The sequence below is a fragment of the Bacillus sp. SRI_025 genome, from assembly GCF_057592095.1.
This window is the reverse complement of sequence record NZ_JBYEGB010000004.1, coordinates 1-17,851: the sequence shown is the minus strand read 5'-3', so window position 1 is coordinate 17,851 and position 17,851 is coordinate 1. Positions and strand designations below refer to the sequence as shown.

16 protein-coding genes are annotated in these 17,851 nt (G+C 41.4%); 4 read left to right on the top strand and 12 right to left on the bottom strand.

Annotated features, from left to right (window positions below):
* Positions 1–23: 23 nt before the first annotated feature.
* From ctaF to cyoE, 5 genes are all read right to left on the bottom strand, one after another.
* A complete protein-coding gene (gene ctaF, locus AC20OE_RS12390) occupies positions 24–353 on the bottom strand; it encodes a cytochrome c oxidase subunit IVB (protein WP_024426910.1) in 330 nt (109 codons plus the stop codon).
* 2 nt (positions 354–355) lie between these two features.
* Positions 356–976: a cytochrome c oxidase subunit III gene (ctaE, locus tag AC20OE_RS12385; RefSeq protein ID WP_024424780.1), complete on the bottom strand. Its 621-nt coding sequence runs from the start codon at positions 974–976 to the stop codon at positions 356–358.
* Complete coding sequence (gene ctaD / locus AC20OE_RS12380) at positions 976–2,847, bottom strand: cytochrome c oxidase subunit I (protein WP_039178285.1); 1,872 nt, start codon at positions 2,845–2,847, stop codon at positions 976–978. The genes ctaE and ctaD overlap by 1 nt, the downstream gene beginning before the upstream one ends.
* A 176-nt stretch (positions 2,848–3,023) precedes the next feature.
* Positions 3,024–4,091, bottom strand: coding sequence for a cytochrome c oxidase subunit II (gene coxB, locus AC20OE_RS12375; protein WP_039178282.1), 1,068 nt, complete (start codon positions 4,089–4,091; stop codon positions 3,024–3,026).
* A 279-nt stretch (positions 4,092–4,370) separates the two neighbouring features.
* A complete protein-coding gene (gene cyoE, locus AC20OE_RS12370) occupies positions 4,371–5,288 on the bottom strand; it encodes a heme o synthase (protein WP_003211774.1) in 918 nt (305 codons plus the stop codon).
* A 392-nt stretch (positions 5,289–5,680) separates the two neighbouring features.
* On the opposite strand from cyoE, the gene AC20OE_RS12365 reads away from it, so the two are divergent.
* A complete protein-coding gene (locus tag AC20OE_RS12365) occupies positions 5,681–6,604 on the top strand; it encodes a COX15/CtaA family protein (RefSeq protein ID WP_039178279.1) in 924 nt (307 codons plus the stop codon).
* 38 nt (positions 6,605–6,642) lie between these two features.
* Here AC20OE_RS12365 and AC20OE_RS12360 read toward each other — a convergent pair whose 3' ends face one another.
* The 5 genes from AC20OE_RS12360 to glsA form a co-directional block, all read right to left on the bottom strand.
* Positions 6,643–8,079 carry a cryptochrome/photolyase family protein gene (locus AC20OE_RS12360; RefSeq protein ID WP_487268886.1) on the bottom strand — a complete coding sequence of 479 codons (1,437 nt, stop codon included), beginning with the start codon at positions 8,077–8,079 and terminating at the stop codon, positions 6,643–6,645.
* Between the two features lie 100 nt (positions 8,080–8,179).
* The gene (gene pyc, locus AC20OE_RS12355) at positions 8,180–11,626 is read right to left on the bottom strand and encodes a pyruvate carboxylase (RefSeq protein WP_039178276.1); all 3,447 of its coding nucleotides are present in this window, start codon (positions 11,624–11,626) and stop codon (positions 8,180–8,182) included.
* 79 nt (positions 11,627–11,705) lie between these two features.
* Positions 11,706–12,917, bottom strand: coding sequence for a putative lipid II flippase FtsW (gene ftsW, locus AC20OE_RS12350; RefSeq protein ID WP_039178273.1), 1,212 nt, complete (start codon positions 12,915–12,917; stop codon positions 11,706–11,708).
* A 209-nt stretch (positions 12,918–13,126) separates the two neighbouring features.
* Positions 13,127–13,408 carry an Fpa/YlaN family protein gene (locus AC20OE_RS12345; protein ID WP_003212509.1) on the bottom strand — a complete coding sequence of 94 codons (282 nt, stop codon included), beginning with the start codon at positions 13,406–13,408 and terminating at the stop codon, positions 13,127–13,129.
* 122 nt (positions 13,409–13,530) lie between these two features.
* Positions 13,531–14,460: a glutaminase A gene (glsA, locus tag AC20OE_RS12340; protein ID WP_034281651.1), complete on the bottom strand. Its 930-nt coding sequence runs from the start codon at positions 14,458–14,460 to the stop codon at positions 13,531–13,533.
* A 120-nt stretch (positions 14,461–14,580) separates the two neighbouring features.
* Between glsA and AC20OE_RS12335 the strand changes: the two genes are divergently transcribed.
* A complete protein-coding gene (locus AC20OE_RS12335; RefSeq protein ID WP_048238850.1) occupies positions 14,581–15,063 on the top strand; it encodes a hypothetical protein in 483 nt (160 codons plus the stop codon).
* Between the two features lie 15 nt (positions 15,064–15,078).
* Here AC20OE_RS12335 and AC20OE_RS12330 read toward each other — a convergent pair whose 3' ends face one another.
* Positions 15,079–16,401, bottom strand: coding sequence for a PhoH family protein (locus AC20OE_RS12330; RefSeq protein WP_039178271.1), 1,323 nt, complete (start codon positions 16,399–16,401; stop codon positions 15,079–15,081).
* A 140-nt stretch (positions 16,402–16,541) separates the two neighbouring features.
* On the opposite strand from AC20OE_RS12330, the gene AC20OE_RS12325 reads away from it, so the two are divergent.
* Both AC20OE_RS12325 and AC20OE_RS12320 read left to right on the top strand, forming a co-directional pair.
* Entirely contained in the window at positions 16,542–17,159 is a 618-nt protein-coding gene (locus tag AC20OE_RS12325) for a YhcN/YlaJ family sporulation lipoprotein (RefSeq protein ID WP_058837752.1), read from the top strand.
* Between the two features lie 102 nt (positions 17,160–17,261).
* The gene (locus AC20OE_RS12320) at positions 17,262–17,492 is read left to right on the top strand and encodes a YlaI family protein (protein ID WP_024424769.1); all 231 of its coding nucleotides are present in this window, start codon (positions 17,262–17,264) and stop codon (positions 17,490–17,492) included.
* Between the two features lie 31 nt (positions 17,493–17,523).
* Here the strand turns inward: AC20OE_RS12320 and AC20OE_RS12315 are convergent, their stop codons facing one another.
* Positions 17,524–17,805, bottom strand: a complete 282-nt coding sequence (locus AC20OE_RS12315) for a YlaH-like family protein (protein ID WP_044334035.1) — start codon at positions 17,803–17,805, stop codon at positions 17,524–17,526.
* Positions 17,806–17,851 lie beyond the last annotated feature (46 nt).

The window sequence follows — 17,851 nt, the reverse complement described above, 5'->3', positions numbered from 1 at the left end:
CCTCCTTCAAGGGCAAAGCGGGTTTACCACCATATAATGGTCAAAAAGGCTAATACGGTAATAAACGCAACAAACACACCTGAGTATAGAAACAAGGCGGGTGTTTCATGCCCTTTTTGGTTCATGTGCATAAAATAATAAAGCTGAAAAGCCACCTGAATGCCTGCAAGCAGTAAAATAAACGGTACAGCGAACCAATTTCCAACGTCTTCTGAGGCGATCGTTAAAAACGCAACAAATGTTAATCCAATCATCAAGCCGAAAGAAATGAGCTGATGCTTCATTTCTTCGGCATTTTTCTTTTTACGATATACAAGGTCGACTTTGGACTGATTTGTGTTTTTATTTCCCATTCTTATCCCACCATTCCCATTAAATATACAACGGTAAAGATGAAGACCCACACAACATCAATGAAGTGCCAATAGAGACTTGCCACATAATATTTCGGTGCATTGTATAAATCGAGTCCGCGTCTCATATTTCGAATCATGAGAGCGGTAATCCAGCAAAGTCCGAAGGCGACGTGAGCTCCGTGAGTTCCTACAAGTGTATAGAAGGAAGAACCAAGAGCTGAGCTGGTAATCGTAAATTCATACGCATGCACGTAGTGATAAAACTCATAAATCTCAACCCCTAAAAATCCAGCACCTAAAAGGACCGTGATACCAAGCCAAAGCTGCATCTTTTTAAAGGCAAAGTTTTTCATATGATACATGGCATACACACTCGTTAAACTGCTCGTTAATAGAAGCATTGTGGCAATAAAGACAAGTGTGAGGTCAAACATATCAGTTGTTTTTGCTCCGCCTGCATTTGAGTTTTTCAGCGCCAAATACGTGGCGAAAAGCGATGCAAACAGAACGGTTTCTCCTCCAAGAAACAGCCAGAACCCGACAAACTTATTCTTCCCTTCTAACGTGGCTTTCTCAGGAGAAGCCGGAAAGGTTTCCGCCGTCATTTTTTGTGGTTCCATTATGCTTTCACCCCTTTATCATCGTCGTCGGTCAAATCTTCTTTGTGAATATGGTATCCATGATCATCTTTCAGAGACCTAACGAGCATGGTCGCAAACGTAATACCAAGACCAATGAAGATCACTGGAAGCCCCCAGTCGTGCTCTTGGCGATACATGAAACCAAACGCTGACACAAATAGACCGAATGAGATAATGACAGGCAAAATGGAGTTATTCGGCATGTGAATATCATCGAGCGGTTCAGATGCTGTCATTCCTTTTTTACCATCCATTTTTTCAATCCATAATGGATCTAGTCCTCTCACAAGCGGAAGCTGTTTGAAGTTGTATTCTGGTGGAGGCGAAGACACTGCCCATTCAAGTGTTCTTCCATCTCCCCAAGGATCGCTCGATACACGCTCCCCTTTTGCTGTTGTCCAGATGATGTTAATCAGCATGATCACAACAGCTACAAACATAAACAGTGCCCCAATCGTACTGATCAAGTTCCCAAGCTCGAGACCCTGACCTGGCAGGAACGTAAAGACCCGGCGCGGCATGCCCCATAGACCAAGAAAATGCTGGATAAAGAAAGTTAAGTGGAAACCGATGAAAAACAGCACAAAGCCAATTTTTCCAAGTTTCTCATTCAGTATCTTTCCAAACATCTTCGGCCACCAGTAATGCACACCTGCTAAAATACCGAATACAACCCCGCCGATAATGACGTAATGGAAATGCGCCACAACAAAATACGTATCATGGAACTGATAATCCGCTGCAGCTGCCGCAAGCATGACCCCGGTTACCCCGCCAAGTAAGAACGACGGAATAAAGGCAACAGAATAAAGCATCGGCGTTGTAAACTTCACATTACCGCCCCATATCGTGAGCAGCCAGTTGAACACTTTAATTCCTGTTGGCACCGCAATTGCCATGGTCGCTACGGCAAAGATCGCATTGGCGATAGGTCCAAGCCCTGTTGTGAACATGTGATGCGCCCACACCATGAATCCAAGGAAACCAATCAATACAGTAGCGAACACCATGGACGAGTAGCCAAACAGTCTTTTTCTTGCAAACACAGGAATGATCTCAGAGAAGATTCCAAATGCCGGCAGGATCAAGATATATACTTCCGGGTGTCCGAAAATCCAGAACAAATGCTCCCAGATGATTGTATTTCCTCCAAGCTCTGGATTGAAAAAGCTCGTGTCAAACATTCTATCAAGCATCAGCATCGCAAGCCCTGCTGTCAGCGGCGGGAATGCGAATAAAATAAGTGCGGAGGCGACAAATGTCGTCCAAGTAAAGAGCGGCATTCTCATATACGTCATACCAGGCGCTCTCATATTTATAATCGTTGCAAGAAAGTTAATCCCGGCAATCAGCGTACCAATACCCGCAATCTGCAAACCCAAAATATAGAAATCCATTCCATGCCCTTCAGAATTCAACGTGAGCGAAGCGTATGCAGTCCAGCCTGCATCAGGTGCTCCGCCCATAAACCATCCAAGGTTTAAGAAAATTCCTCCGAAAAAGAATAACCAAAAACCAAGTGAATTCACAAACGGAAATGCTACGTCACGTGCACCAATTTGAATTGGTACAACCGCATTCATTAATGCAAATAAAAGCGGCATAGCTGCAAGGAAAATCATTGTCGTTCCATGCATCGTCATGATTTCATTGTAAACCCCTGCACTGACAAAATCACTTTCAGGGATGGCTAGCTGAATACGGATAAACATCGCTTCGATTCCGCCAACCAAAAAGAAAAATCCCCCTGCCACTAAATATAATATGGCAATTTTTTTGTGGTCAACCGTTGTCAAGTAATCCCATAAGACAGCGCCAAACCCCCGCTTTTTAGCTATTGTACTCACCATGAAATCCCCCTCTTATCTCCCATTTGCCCCTTTTCATATAGATGTCTTTCTTCACGATCCTTTAAACAGACTATGTCTGACAGATGACGACTTCTCGGTTGTAGAGACATATTCGGGAGCTCTTAACAAAAACTTCACATCGATCACATACCCTCTTGCATATCTGCTTCTAGTTGTTACTCGACTTTAAGACCTTTTAAATACTCGTAAAGTGCATCTGCTTCTGAGTCATTTAATTTAGGGTACGTTCCTGTCATCTTATTACCTGGTTTAAAGCTTTCTGGATCTTTCAGCCATGCTTTCACATTTTCTTTGTTCATGTCTTTGATTCCAGCTACTTTCGTCCGTTCTCCGAAGGTCGCAAGGTTTGGTGCTGTCCTTGCTGCTTCCGGCCGTTCGTCACCAGGCTCTACTGCGTGACAGCTTAAACAGTTTTTCTCTTTAAATAGCTTTTCACCCTCTAAAGCGAGATCTTTTGTGGATTCAGGCTTCTTGTAATCAGCCATTTTTTTCGTCCATCCTAAGAACTCATCTTGAGAAAGCGTTTTAACTTTAAAGTCCATTAAAGCATGTGACGGTCCGCAAAGCTCCGCACATTTCCCGTAGAAATATTCCCCTGCATCTTTCGTTCGTTTCGAGTCAAAGATTAAATAAAATTTGTTCTCATTATCTGTGTTTGTATCAATTTTACCGCCAGCCGATGGAACCCAGAATGAGTGTTTGACATCGGATGCTTTTAGCTTAAAGTACACCTTTTGATCTGTTGGTACGATCAATTCCTGACTTGTGACAATCCCATAATCAGGGTATTCAAATTCCCACCAATATAAGCTGGCCCTTACATTCACAACAAGTGTCTTTTCAGGATCTCGTTTTTTCTTATCCATAGCGCTTGTATCCCCTAGTTCAAGCGTGTATGCCACAACAGGTACAACGAGAATAATAAGTAGAAGAATCGGAATCGCTGTCCATGTGATTTCCAAGTTGCGGTTCCCTTCCACCTGCTTTGGAATCGTATCTTCTCCCACTTTAGAACGTTTGAATTTAATGATGACGTAAAAGAAAATGATCGATACAACAATGACGACAAGAACCATAATAAGTGTACTCAGTACCGTTAGGAAAAACTGTTTATCTGCTACTTCCCCAACTGGCTTGAGTGTTGATAAGTATGGTTCACCACAGCCCGCCAAAACGAGCGTCAGTAAGAGAAACAGTGAATACACACGCCATTTTCTTATCATAATTTGTCCCAACCCCTTTTGCTTGATCTCCTTTGCCTTTCGCTTTTTACCTCTTATTTATAAAATCACTTCTCACCCATCTATAACCCCCGCCTCTTATAAAAGCACTTACATTTCCTCTTTTCATAAAAAAATGATGTTTTTACTCAAAATACCATCTATGTATAAACAGAAAGCCGCCTAAATAGAACTGAATATCAGGCGGCTTTCATAGTTGTTAGAAAATGTTGTGTTATAAGATATAGCCATTGTTTTGATGTGATCAAAGTGTATTTCACTCTAGAATAGTGTAATAATAATCATCGCTACGAAAAAGATGGTTAAGTAGTTTAATGAATAAACGAACATGAGCGTTGACCACTTCATGACGTCTTTCATTTTAAAGCCCATAAGGCCAATAACAAGCCATCCAATATTAAGCAGTGTACCAAGTGCAACAATCGGCCATCCTAATCCACCTAAGAAAAATGGAAGTGGAAGAAGACATGCTGTCCAAATGATGATTTGGCGTTTTGTGACTTCAAATCCGTAAACAACTGGCAGCATTGGAATGCCAGCCTTACGGTAATCTTCTGTTTTCTTAATCGCAAGTGATAGGAAGTGCGGGATTTGCCAAATGAACATAATCATAAACAAAACCCAAGCCGTTGTGTCGATTGTACCTGTGACAGCTGTCCAGCCAATTAATGGCGGAACCGCGCCAGATACACTTCCGATAACTGTATTGATGGTGTAATGGCGTTTAGACCACATGGTGTAAAGAACCGCATAAGTAAAGACTCCAATAAATCCAATCACTGCTGATGTAATGGTTGTCATCAGAAGCATAATGAGTCCTAATACAACAAGCAGAATGCCAAATGCATACGCTTGCCCCGGCTGAATTTTACCTGTAACCGTCGGCCTTGTTTTTGTTCTTTCCATTAATATATCAATATCACGGTCAAACGCATTATTAATCGCGCATGAACCAGCAATAATAAGAGAAGAACCAATCATTGTTAACAGCACAATATCAAGATTTCCAAGAAAACTCATACCTGTAAAATAAAAAGCAAGCCACATTCCAGTAAATGTCGTAATGAAATTGGAATTGACGATGCCCATTTTAATCAGAGCAAGAAAATCTTTCCATGCTGTTGTTTCTTCTATTTGTCCATGAATAGCTGCTTCCGCGGCTGTTTTGGAATTTGCCAATGTGTATAACCTCCCTTGCCCAAACCTTCAAACGAACGAATGACACGTAAAATCATTACAACTCTATCATACAAGATAAACAGCTGTAAAAAAACATCCTATTAAATAATAAACGACAAACTTGAAGTTATTTGTGAACTTTTCGTGAATTTATTAGGATATATGTGTGTTTCAGAAGGCGGTGCAAAATGAATATTCTCTCCTCTATTTCTATCAGACTGTCAAAGAAAGATCAAGCACTCTAAATCTGTAAACTTTGTGAACTAACATATCATTTTTTTGTGAACTTTGGTCATTATGAATTGCAACAGAACACGCATTTGGCTTAAACTTGAGAGCATGTGAGGTTTTCATTTACATCAGAAGTTTTTTAGAGAAGGTGAAATAATTTGATGAAATTTGCTTTAAGGCTATTGAGCGTGATCACAACGTTTGTGATGCTGATCGTACTGATTGGCGGTGCGCTTGTTACGAAAACCGGTTCGGGTCTTGGCTGCGGTAGACAGTGGCCCCTTTGCCACGGTCGTTTCTTTCCTGAAATGAACCCCGCTTCCATCATCGAATGGAGTCACCGCATGTCAACAGGGGTTTCCACCATTCTTGTTCTGGCACTAGCGGTCTTATGCTGGAAAAAAATTAGTCCAGTATTCCGTGAAACCAAATTTTTGGTCATCATGTCCATTATATTCTTAGTGCTTCAAGCGCTTTTAGGAGCTCTTGCCGTCGTATTTGGTTCTAACGCACTTGTGATGGCACTGCACTTCGGTATTTCACTCATTTCATTTGCTTCAGTATTACTGCTTGCCCTTCTTGTCTTTGAAGCAACCAGATCTGAAACAAAGCTTGTGAAGCCGCTTCATATCGGCAAAAAGATGCAGTTCCATATTTATGGGTTGATCACGTATACGTATATCGTTGTCTATACGGGTGCTTATGTGAGACATACAAAGTCAAGCCTTGCTTGCTCTGTCTTCCCGTTTTGTTCAAAAGACGGTGCGCTTCCAACTTATTTTAATCAGTGGGTTCAAATGTCTCACCGAGCAGCAGCACTTCTTTTATTCGTCTGGATATTTGTCGCTATGTTCCATGCCATGAAACATTATAAAGAACAGAAGCAGCTGTATTATGGATGGATCATCTCAGCCATTCTGATTACACTTCAAGCCATTTCAGGTGTGATGTCTGTTTATTCTCAGCTTGCACTTGGTTACGCGTTGGCTCATTCATTCTTTATTTCTTGTTTGTTTGGGGTACTATGCTACTTCTGCTTACTTATTGCCCGGTTTAAATATGAAAGCAAAGAGCCATTTAAATAAGATTTACATCCCCCTATCATGCCGAAAGGGGGATTTTTTTATTGTTGTTTTGCTTCTTCGAATAGCGAGATGGCTTTTTTGCGTCTTTCCCCGTGATCAACTGTTGGCAGCGGGTATGTATCCCCTAGTACACAGCTCGATTTCAGTTGTTCATCGATCGGCATTTTACTTGGTTCATGAATCCATTTTTCATCGACATGCTTAAGCTCTGGTACATATCTTCTAATATATTCCCCGCTCGGATCAAATCGCTTTGACTGAGTCGTTGGGTTAAAAATACGGAAGTATGGAACGGCATCTGTCCCAACAGAAGCTGCCCACTGAAATCCTCCGATATTCGAAGCCTCATCATAATCCACAAGCTTTTTTGCAAAATACGCTTCTCCCTTTCTCCAATCAATCAAATAGTCCTTTGTTAAAAATGAGGCGGTGACCATTCTTAAACGGTTATGCATCCAGCCTTCCTCATTTAACTGCCGCATCCCTGCATCGACGAGGGGAAAGCCTGTTTCACCTTTACACCATGCGTTAAACAGCGTCTCATCTTCATTCCATTTCATCCCTTGAAACGCCGAATTAATTTCTTTTTCTTTCATCTCTGGATAATGAGCATAAATCATATGGTAAAAATCTCGCCATGCTAGCTCTTTGATAAAGGTTTCTCTGCCCTCGTCTTCAAACAGCGCTTCCTCCTGAACCGCATGGAAGATCCTTCGGATTGAGATTGTCCCTGTTTTTAAGAAACGTGACAGCTTGCTCGTTCCAAAAACAGATGGAATATCTCGTTTTTCATGGTAACGTGTTAATCTTTTTTGGATAAAGTCATGCAGCGTGTTCATCGCTTTGTGTGAGCCGATTTGATCAAATTTCCTTGAGCATTTCTTGATCATGCTGCGTAGTTTGTCATTCCCTTCATGCGAAAGTGACTCATCACAAATCGTATGAGCGCTGCTGAGAAATGATTTGTCAACTTTTATCACAGGCTGCTTCTCTTGCTTTCGCCATGATTGATAGTATGGAGTAAACACTTGATAATGAGTGCCATCCGCTTTTAAAATATCTTGCGCCCCGTGAAGGTGTGTATCTTGCCATTTTGACACATGAATGCCCTTCTTTTCTAAAAAATCGGTTACGTGATGGTCACGCCTTTGTCCGATTCCCACTTGATCTTCATTAAAAAAAACAGCTTTGATGTCATACAGATCGATAACTTGCTGAAAGGCACGCAAGACATCTCCATAGAGAAGGTGAACATACATTTGAGATTCTCTTGCTTCCTTGACGAAATGCGCCACGTTTTGGAAAAAATGTTCGTTGTTTAAATCGAGGTCCATTTCAGTAAAGAATGGATCTAGATGATAAAGAGCAAATAATTTGTACTCGTGTTTTTTTGCATATGTGATCGCTTTTGATAAGGCGATATGATCATCTAATCGCATATCCCGGCGAAACCATATCACAACAGTTTTGTCCAACCTTCTTCACCTCACTCTATAGTGTAATCACTCTCACTTGCTGCTGCACATTTTAATGCGCTCAAAAAAAAGACACATCACGGTGGATGTGTCTCACTTCTTATTCAGGCTTTAATACAATGAGCAAATCACCGGTTTGAATCGGTTCTCCATTTGTCACATGTATTTCATCTACGACCGCAGAAAATGGGGCTTGTACAGTCGTTTCCATTTTCATGGCTTCGTTGATCATCAAATGCTCGCCTTGTGAAATTTTTTGTCCTTTTTCCACGAGTACTTTAATGACAGTGCCTGGCATCGACGCGGCGATGTGATTTGGATTCGAGCGGTCCGCCTTCATTTTTTCTTGAACGGAGGATTTGATGCTTTCATCCTTAATCACCACTTCACGTGGCTGGCCATTTAACTCAAAGTAAAGAACTCTTGTGGCATCTGGATTCGGTTCGCCAATTGATACGAGTTTGACAATAAGGGTTTTTCCTTTTTCGATTTCTACCTCAATCTCTTCTCCAAGTCTCATCCCGTAGAAGAACGTTGGTGTATCAAGAACAGAGATGTCACCATAGCTTTCTGCTGTTTGGACAAATTCAGAAAAGACTTTTGGATATAGGGCATACGCAATTGCGTCTTGCTCTGTTAACGTCAGGTCATGAGATTCTTTGAACTGCTTCTTAATGTCTTCAAAGTCCACTGGCTTCAGCTTCTCACCAGGTCTGACAGTAAGAGGCTCTTCCCCTTTTAAAATCAGCTTTTGCAGTTTTTCTGGGAATCCGCCATGCGGCTGGCCTAAATAGCCTTTAAATAATTCCACAACAGAATCCGGGAAGTCTAATGTTGCTCCTTTTTCATAGACATCTTCTTCTGTTAGATCATTTTGCACCATATAAAGTGCCATATCTCCAACTACTTTAGAGGATGGTGTTACCTTTACAATATCACCAAACATGTCATTCACACGTCTGTACATTTCCTTTACTTCATTCCAGCGTTCGCCAAGACCGACACCTTTCGCCTGCTGCTGCAAGTTACTATATTGACCGCCAGGCATTTCATGCTCATAAATTTCTGTATGAGGCGAATTCATGCCGCTTTCGAATTCATGATAGTATTTTCTGACGGAATCCCAGTATTGAGAAAGGCGTTCGACAGATTGGACGTTCATGTCTGGCTTTCTTTCATGTCCATCTAAAGCATAATAAAGTGAGCTTGCACTTGGCTGCGATGTGAGTCCTGCCATAGAGCTGACGGCAACATCCACAATATCAACACCTGCATCAATCGCTCTTGCATAGGTGAACAGTCCATTTCCACTCGTGTCATGCGTATGAAGATGGATAGGGATTGTAAGCTCATCTTTTAAAGCAGAGACTAGCTCATAGGCTGCCTGCGGTTTTAATAACCCCGCCATATCTTTAATACCTAAAATATGTGCGCCGGCAGATTCAAGCTCCTTCGCAAGAGATACATAGTACCTAAGATCATATTTTGGACGAGACGGATCAAGGATGTCCCCCGTATAACAAATGGCCGCCTCTGCCACTTTGCCTGATTCCCGAACAGAATCAATGGCAAGCGTCATGCCTTTGACCCAGTTTAAGCTATCGAAAATACGGAACACGTCAATGCCTGCCTCGGCAGATTCTTTTACAAATGCTTTGATCACATTATCCGGATAGTTTGTATATCCGACAGCGTTTGATGATCTTAATAGCATTTGGAACAGTGTGTTTGGCACTTCTTGACGAAGCTCTTTCAATCGTTCCCACGGATCTTCTTTTAAGAAACGGTACGCGACATCAAATGTAGCACCGCCCCACATTTCCATACTAAACAGCTCTGGCCATAAACCTGCTGTTGGCTGGGCAACTTTCTTTAAATCATGAGTTCTAAAGCGTGTCGCAAGCAAAGACTGATGTGCATCTCTAAAGGTTGTATCAGTTAAAAGGACGTTATTTTGTTCTTTCACCCAGTTGGCAAGTCCTTCAGGTCCATGCGTATCTAACAATTGTTTTGTCCCAGACGGGATCTCTTGATTGAGAGGAAGCTTCGGTACGTCTGGCTTGTCAAAATGAGGCTTCTTTTTCTCCGCAATACCAGGGAACCCATTAATGGTAACGTTACCAATATAAGTTAACATCTTCGTTCCGCGGTCTTTTTGCTTAGGGAAATTAAATAGCTCTGGCGTTGAGTCGATAAACGATGTATCGTATTCTCCTTTTAAGAATTTCTCATGCTTAGCTACGTTTTCAAGAAATGGGATGTTTGTTTTAATCCCGCGAATCCTGAATTCTTGTAAATTTCGGACCATTTTAGCAGCCGCTTGATCAAATGTGAGCGCCCATGTGGACAGCTTGACCAATAGTGAATCGTAATAAGGTGTAATGACCGCACCTTGGAAACTGTTCCCTGTATCAAGACGTACACCAAATCCCCCACCTGAACGGTAGGCCATAATTTTTCCTGTGTCTGGCATAAAGTCATTGAGCGGATCTTCTGTTGTGACCCTTGATTGAATGGCAAAGCCGTGTGTAAAGATATCTTCCTGCTTTGGAATACCAACTTCTTTGCTGTGAAGGTTATGCCCCTTTGCAACAAGAATTTGGGTTTGGACGATATCGACACCTGTGATCATTTCTGTGATCGTGTGTTCTACCTGCACCCTTGGATTAACTTCAATAAAGTAAAACTCTCCATTTGCAACAAGGAATTCTACAGTCCCAGCATTAATGTACGATACATTCTGGGCCAGCTTGACAGCTGCTTCGCAAATATCTTCACGCAATTGATCTGTTAGAGACACACTTGGCGCCACTTCAATGACCTTTTGATGCCGCCTTTGAACTGAGCAGTCACGCTCATATAAATGAATGATATTGCCGTGATTGTCACCAATCACCTGCACTTCAATATGTTTTGGATTCTCAATCAGCTTTTCAACGTATACTTCATCATTTCCAAAAGCAGCTTTTGCCTCTGACTTCGCACGGTCATAGGCTTCCTTCAGCTCTTCTTTTGATCTGACAATCCGCATACCCCGGCCGCCGCCGCCTAGTGAAGCTTTAATAATAAACGGGTAACCGTATTCTTCACCGAATTTTTCGACTTCTTCGACCGAATCAACTGGTCCGTCACTTCCTGGAATGACTGGAATACCAGCTTTTTTCGCTTCTTCTCTCGCCTTTACTTTATCTCCAAACATATCTAAATGCTGAGAAGTTGGACCGATAAATTGAATGCCTTCCTCTTCGCATCGTCTTGCAAAATGAATGTTTTCGGATAAAAATCCGTAGCCTGGATGAATCGCATCCACGTCATTTCGTTTTGCAATTTCGATGATCCCCTCGATATCAAGGTAGGCATCAATCGGTTTCTTTCCTTCTCCAACTAGATATGCTTCATCTGCTTTATAGCGATGATAAGAGCCAGAGTCTTCTTTGGAATAAATGGCCACTGTACGTAAGTTGAGCTCCGTACAGGCCCTGAAGACTCTGATAGCGATTTCCCCTCTGTTTGCAACTAGAACCTTTTGAATTGTTCTCTGTGACATTCTCACTCCTCCATATCCCTTAAAATTTTATATGTACTCTATAATAAAGGAAGAAATGAAAACTGTACACTTTTGTTTTCTAAAGATTCAAAGTTTTCTGCAATCCATTTTTTTCAACCGATGGTTTGCTCATTGATTTTTTCTTTTTGTAACGCTCTTTATATTCAGTAAACATGCTGATATTCAGCAGCATGCCCATACAGATGCTAAGTAAAATGATGGACGATCCCCCGTAGCTGATAAACGGAAGTGTCACCCCAGTGATTGGAATAAGACCTGAAACACCGCCTAAATTGATACAAGTTTGGATCGCAATCATGGAGGAAATTCCTATTGCAAGCAAACTTCCAAACGGATCTTCACACTTTCTCGCAATATAAAAACCTTTCACGACGATGAAACCAAGAAGAGCGATAACGAAAAACACGCCGAAAAAACCAAGCTCTTCTGAGATAATTGCCATGATAAAGTCTGTGTGCGGTTCTGGCAGATATCCGTACTTTTGAACGCTTTCTCCTAGACCGAGTCCAAAAAAGCCGCCTGATCCAATGGCATAATATGAATTAATCAATTGATGCCCAGTAGCCCCTGCATCTTTAAATGGATCTTGGAAACTCTCAAAACGTCCGAGACGATTTTGCGTGAAAATTTTATCCCAAAAAAGAATAATAAATGGGGTCACGACGACCATTACTGCACTAAATAGCGCGAGCAGCTTCGCTAGCGTTTTGCCGCTAAAACCTGAGCATAAAATCATCGCAAGGGCAATCATGCCAATGATAAAGGCTGTCCCATAGTCTGGCTGCAAAATGATAAATCCGCACAGGATAGAGACAATCACGATCGGAGGCGTAACACCTCTTAAAATATGATCAATATAATGCTGCTTTTTGGCATACACCGCAGCAAGATAGATGATGACGACAATCTTCACAAATTCAGCTGGCTGAAGACTAAAAGGTCCTAATTTGATCCAGCTCCTTGCGTTCCCTGCAATATGACCGCCAAAATACACATAGATGAGGGAAAAAACTGAAAGCAGCAGCATACCAATCTGGAATTTCTTATTTGAAAACAGCTGATATGGAACTAATGCTGTAAAGATCAAGATGGCTGCTCCAACAATCATAAATAAGAGCTGTTTCTTAAAAAAGTTATCTGGCGCGGCATCGTATCTGATAACAGATGTAATCATACTTGAGCTATACACCATAACCAAACCGAATGCGCTGATTAAGATAATGGCGAACAATAATGAGTAGTCATACGATTTTAGCATTCTCTTTAACATATAATCCTCTTCCTAACGTCTGTTTCTACTGCTTGATATCTTCTTAGCTGTTCTTATTCTACTACATTTTCTCCGTTTGATCCCGTTTTACCTCTTTTATATTGTTCGTCATTCATGAAAGAATCAAGTCCGTTTGCCGTTAATCCATCAAAAGAAAATAGAGGACAAAAAAACTCAAACTTAGTTGTGGAAGTTTGAGTTTTCAATCATTATTTTTTTGTGAACGCATCATGAAGTGCGGAAAGCTCTCTCTCAAGTTTATCGAGTAGTTTCTTACCTTCATGTTGATCAACTAATCCAAGCCGGACAGCGAAATCAATTTCTCTCGATAATCCGAACATTTGAGTATCTAAAACCTCTTCATAAAGAGGACATTGCGGCATCGTTAAGTTGTCCATTTGCACTTGGATCAATTTTAAAATTTTATCTGCATCCAATTTTAATAAAGCCAGTGCTTTTTGCCGATGATCGACTAAAATTTCTGACGCCAAAAGTATCCCTCCGTTCCCCAGGCGAGTACCTAATTCTTCTATTTATCATAAAGCGAAACGCCCAAAATTGCAAGCAGATTTGTACAGTTCGCTTTGTAAAAATAAAAAGAAGACATTCATCATTAAAAGATACTCATCTCATATTTTTCACTCATGAGCTCAAGCAGCTTAATCCCAGCAATACTATTCCCTTTTTCATCCAGTGCAGGACCAAAAATTCCGATCCCAAAATCATATGGAGCCGCTCCCATAATCCCGCCTGAAACACCGCTTTTAGCGGGTATGCCGATATTAATGGCAAACTCCCCGCTTGCATTGTACATGCCGCACGTCACCATAAAGGTTTTACAAATTCTAGCGACATCTTTTGAAAGAATTTGCTGCCCCGTCTCTGGATGTCTGCCATCTAATGAAAAAACACAAGCAATTTTCGCCAAATCTAAGCTGTTCATCATGATGGCACATTGTTTCGTATACACGTCCATGACCTCTTCTACGTTCCCTCTAATAATATGATATTGCTTCATATAATAGCACATTGCCCGGTTAATCATAGATGTCTCGAATTCGGATGCGGCTGTTTCCTTGCAGTATGTAATGCTTTTGTCATTTGCAAGCTCTCTAATAAAGCCAAGCAGGCGGTTTAGCTGATCTTGCGGCGTCGCGCCTCTTATTAAGCTTGTAACTGCAAGCGCTCCTGCATTAATCATTGGATTCAGCGGCTTATTCGGACTTGCTGTTTCCAGCTTAATCATTGAATTAAACGGGTCACCTGTAGGCTCTTGTCCAACAAATTGAAAAACTTTTTTTGGCCCTTCTTCTGAGAGTACGAGCGCAAGGGCCAATACTTTTGAAATACTTTGCAGAGTAAAGCGTTTATCTACATCTCCTGCCGAGTGGCAAGTATTACTCACATGATACACAGCTACAGATAAATCCGTCTGATCCGCTTTGGCGAGAGCGGGAATATAGGATGCTACTTTGCCATCTTTGGCCACTTTTTTTGCTTCTTCTACAAATCGCTGAAGCTCTTCATTGTCGCGACATGCCATGCCCAATATCCTCCCTATCTTTCATGTAAGAATAGTGTGTACAAGGAGATGCATGTTTATGAAAGTGACAAAGCAGGCGAAAACTTCTATAATTTATGGTGGAAAGGGGTTGTCTTGAACATGAGCATCATTCAAATTAAGGGGAACGTAAAGTACAAGATCACCATTGATCCAAGTGTATGGATTTTTGATGACCGCAAATTTTTAATGGATTCATTTTTTGAAAAAAGCGCAGCAAATGAAGAAAATCAGCTGGATCAGGAGCTTGACCAAGAGCGGGTGATCAGAGAAGGACAAACACTTCCACCCACTTTAAAAACAGAGAAGAAGTACGAAAAGGAAAGACTCGTCACAGGCAGCTTCGGAATGAAGCTAGGTGATATGCTGAAAAATGCAGAACCGCTTGAACATGCAGATACATGCGAATTTGTCACAGAAACAGGGACAATTGCTGTTCCACTTTCTCAGGCAATGGAAAGCATTGCACACTTCAGCCAAAATGGGAAGCCGATGACTGAAGAAGGACCAATCCACGTTTATTTCGCGGATCAGTCCAACCTCACTCAGCCGATAAAAGGTGTCAAAGAGCTCATCATTACATAAGACAGGGGGTCTGGACTATAGCAAATCAGCTGCAAGCTGTGCAAGTCCAGACCTTTCTCCTTTGACAAGCTTGACATGTCCAGATATTTGCTGTCCTTTGAACCGCTCAATGACATACGTAAGTCCATTATTTAAGCTGTCTAAATAAGGATGATCGATCTGCTCTGGGTCTCCCATCAGCACAATTTTACTTCCCTCTCCGACTCGCGTTAATAATGTTTTCACCTCGTGTTTCGTTAAATTCTGCGCCTCATCAATGATAATAAATTGATCAGGGATACTTCTTCCGCGGATATACGTTAAAGCTTCCACTTGAATCGAACCAATTCCCGCCAAAATCGCATCAAGTTCACCAGGTTTTTTTGTATTAAATAAAAATTCTAGATTGTCATAGATCGGCTGCATCCATGGTCTGAGTTTCTCTTCCTTTTCACCTGGCAAGTAGCCTAAGTCCTTGCCGACAGGAACAATTGAACGGGCTACGATCAGTTTTTTAAACATGCCGAGATCCTCTGTCTGCATTAATCCGGCAGCCAGCGCAAGGAGTGTTTTACCAGTTCCCGCTTTTCCGATCAATGTCACGAGGGGAATATCACGGCGCAATAGCAGTTCTAGTGCCATCGTCTGCTGAACATTTTTCGGACGAATTCCCCAAACATGCTCTTGATCATAAATGAGCCGTTTCACATTCTCTGCTTTTTGGTCAAGCATTCCTAAAGCAGAGCCGCCTTCATTCCCCTTCATAATGACAAACTGATGAGGGTTTAATGGTACACTCGTGACTTCTTTTATCGGTAATTGGCTTTGTTTATAAAATGTATTTAATTGCTCCGTCGGAATATAGAGCTCATGATAGCCGTTATCAATGTCTTCGTTTTGCAGCACACGGTCACTTAAGAAGTCTTCAGCTTGGAGGCCTATAGCATCTGCCTTTACCCGGACTAAAACATCTTTACTGACCAAAATAACTGGCCGGCCGTGAGGCTTTGTTTCTTCCTCTAAGCTCAAATTTTTCGCGACAGCCAAAATCCGATTATCGTTCGTTTTTTCAATAAAAATTTCTTGAAGTTCATGGAAAGAGCGATGATTCAGCTCGATGCGCAGCGTTCCTTTTGACTCTAGCGTAATTTTTTCATGCAGTTTCCCTTTCGATCTCAAACCGTCGATTAAACGTGAGACGCGCCGAGCGTTTTGCCCAACCTCGTCCATGTATCTCTTTTTCGAGTCTACTTCTTCTAACACAACGGCCGGAATGACGACCTCGTTGTCTTCAAATGAAAAGATTGAATTCGGATCCTGTAATAACACATTTGTGTCTAATACATAAATTTTACTCAGGTCCTTCGCCTCCTGATCGGGGTTTCATTCATCCTTGTCTTTCCCAAAACGATTGTTAAAATATATGTTTTCATGAATAAAGTTAGAAGGTTAATTCAACAATAAAATAAATCATGCAGTTTGTGAAGGAGGGAATTTAGATGCGACTATTTTTAACATTATTCATGATTCAAACGATCATTCTGTTAGGCGCTTGCCAGCAGCAGGAAAAGCCAGAGGCGCTGAACAAGCAAGATGGACGCCAACACTTAGTACGGGTATCAGACTCATCGAAGAAAAAGACAAATCAAGCCCGCCCATCCACAGATGTTGCGCAGCATCTTGTCAATGTGACAGAGCACGTAGCAGATGTCAATGATGCAACAGCAATCGTCATCGGCCGCTATGCTGTTGTTGGTATTGATGTAAAAGATGATTTAGATAGAAGCAAAGTAGAAACCATTAAATATTCAGTTGCAAAAGCGCTGAGAAATGACCCGGAAGGTGCAAATGCTGTTGTGGTTGCTGATCCGGATACAGTCAGCCGTTTAAAAGAAATGGGCAAAGAAATTCAAGCAGGCCGTCCTGTAAGCGGTATTATGGATGAACTAGCTGCTATTGTCGGCCGCGTGATGCCAGAGATGCCGAAAAATGAGATCGACCGTAACGAAAAGGATCCGACAAATGATCCGAATAATCAGCTCAAAGAACAAGATCAAAAACAGTTAGAAAAAAATCAAAACGACCAATCAAACCATCATATGAATCAGAAGAAATAATGAGAACGGCTTATATCTCCTGTGATATAAGCCTTTTTCTACGCTGATTTTAAGTGGCTGGAAAACATGCTATAATAAATGCATTAAAGTGAGGTGAAAATGATGAGAGTGAAGTGCTCATTATGTGAAAAGCTTGAAACTATTGATGATGATACACTCGTTGCGAAACGGTTAAGAAACCGGCCAATTCATACATATATGTGCGATGACTGCCAAGAACGCATTAAAATAAAGACAGAAGCTCGCATCAAAACCGGCAGATTCTCTCTTTATCAGGATCCTGCGACAAAAGAGAAAAAGAAGAAAAAAGGAAAGAAAGAACAAAAGACATAAAAAAAGACCTGACACATGTTCAGGTCTTTTTTTACGTATTGACTGTTCCTTCTTTTTTCGCACGATGCAGCCGTATTTTATAAATAATCAAAATGGCAGCTGCCACAACAAGGCCTTCCGCTACTGGCAGGAAGATTCCTAGAAATGTGAGAAACGTGCAGCCAAAAATCAAAAACAAATAAATCACGAGCGCTTTTAAAATCGGTAAACGTCTTGCAAAGCCGAGCTTAAAAACAATAATCGCTAAAACAAGGATGGTGCCATATAGGAGCCACATCCCTGTTTGCGGATTTTCATCGACACGAAACAGCATCGCGAAAAAGGATAGATTTTCACTTACTTCCTGATCATTCAAAAAG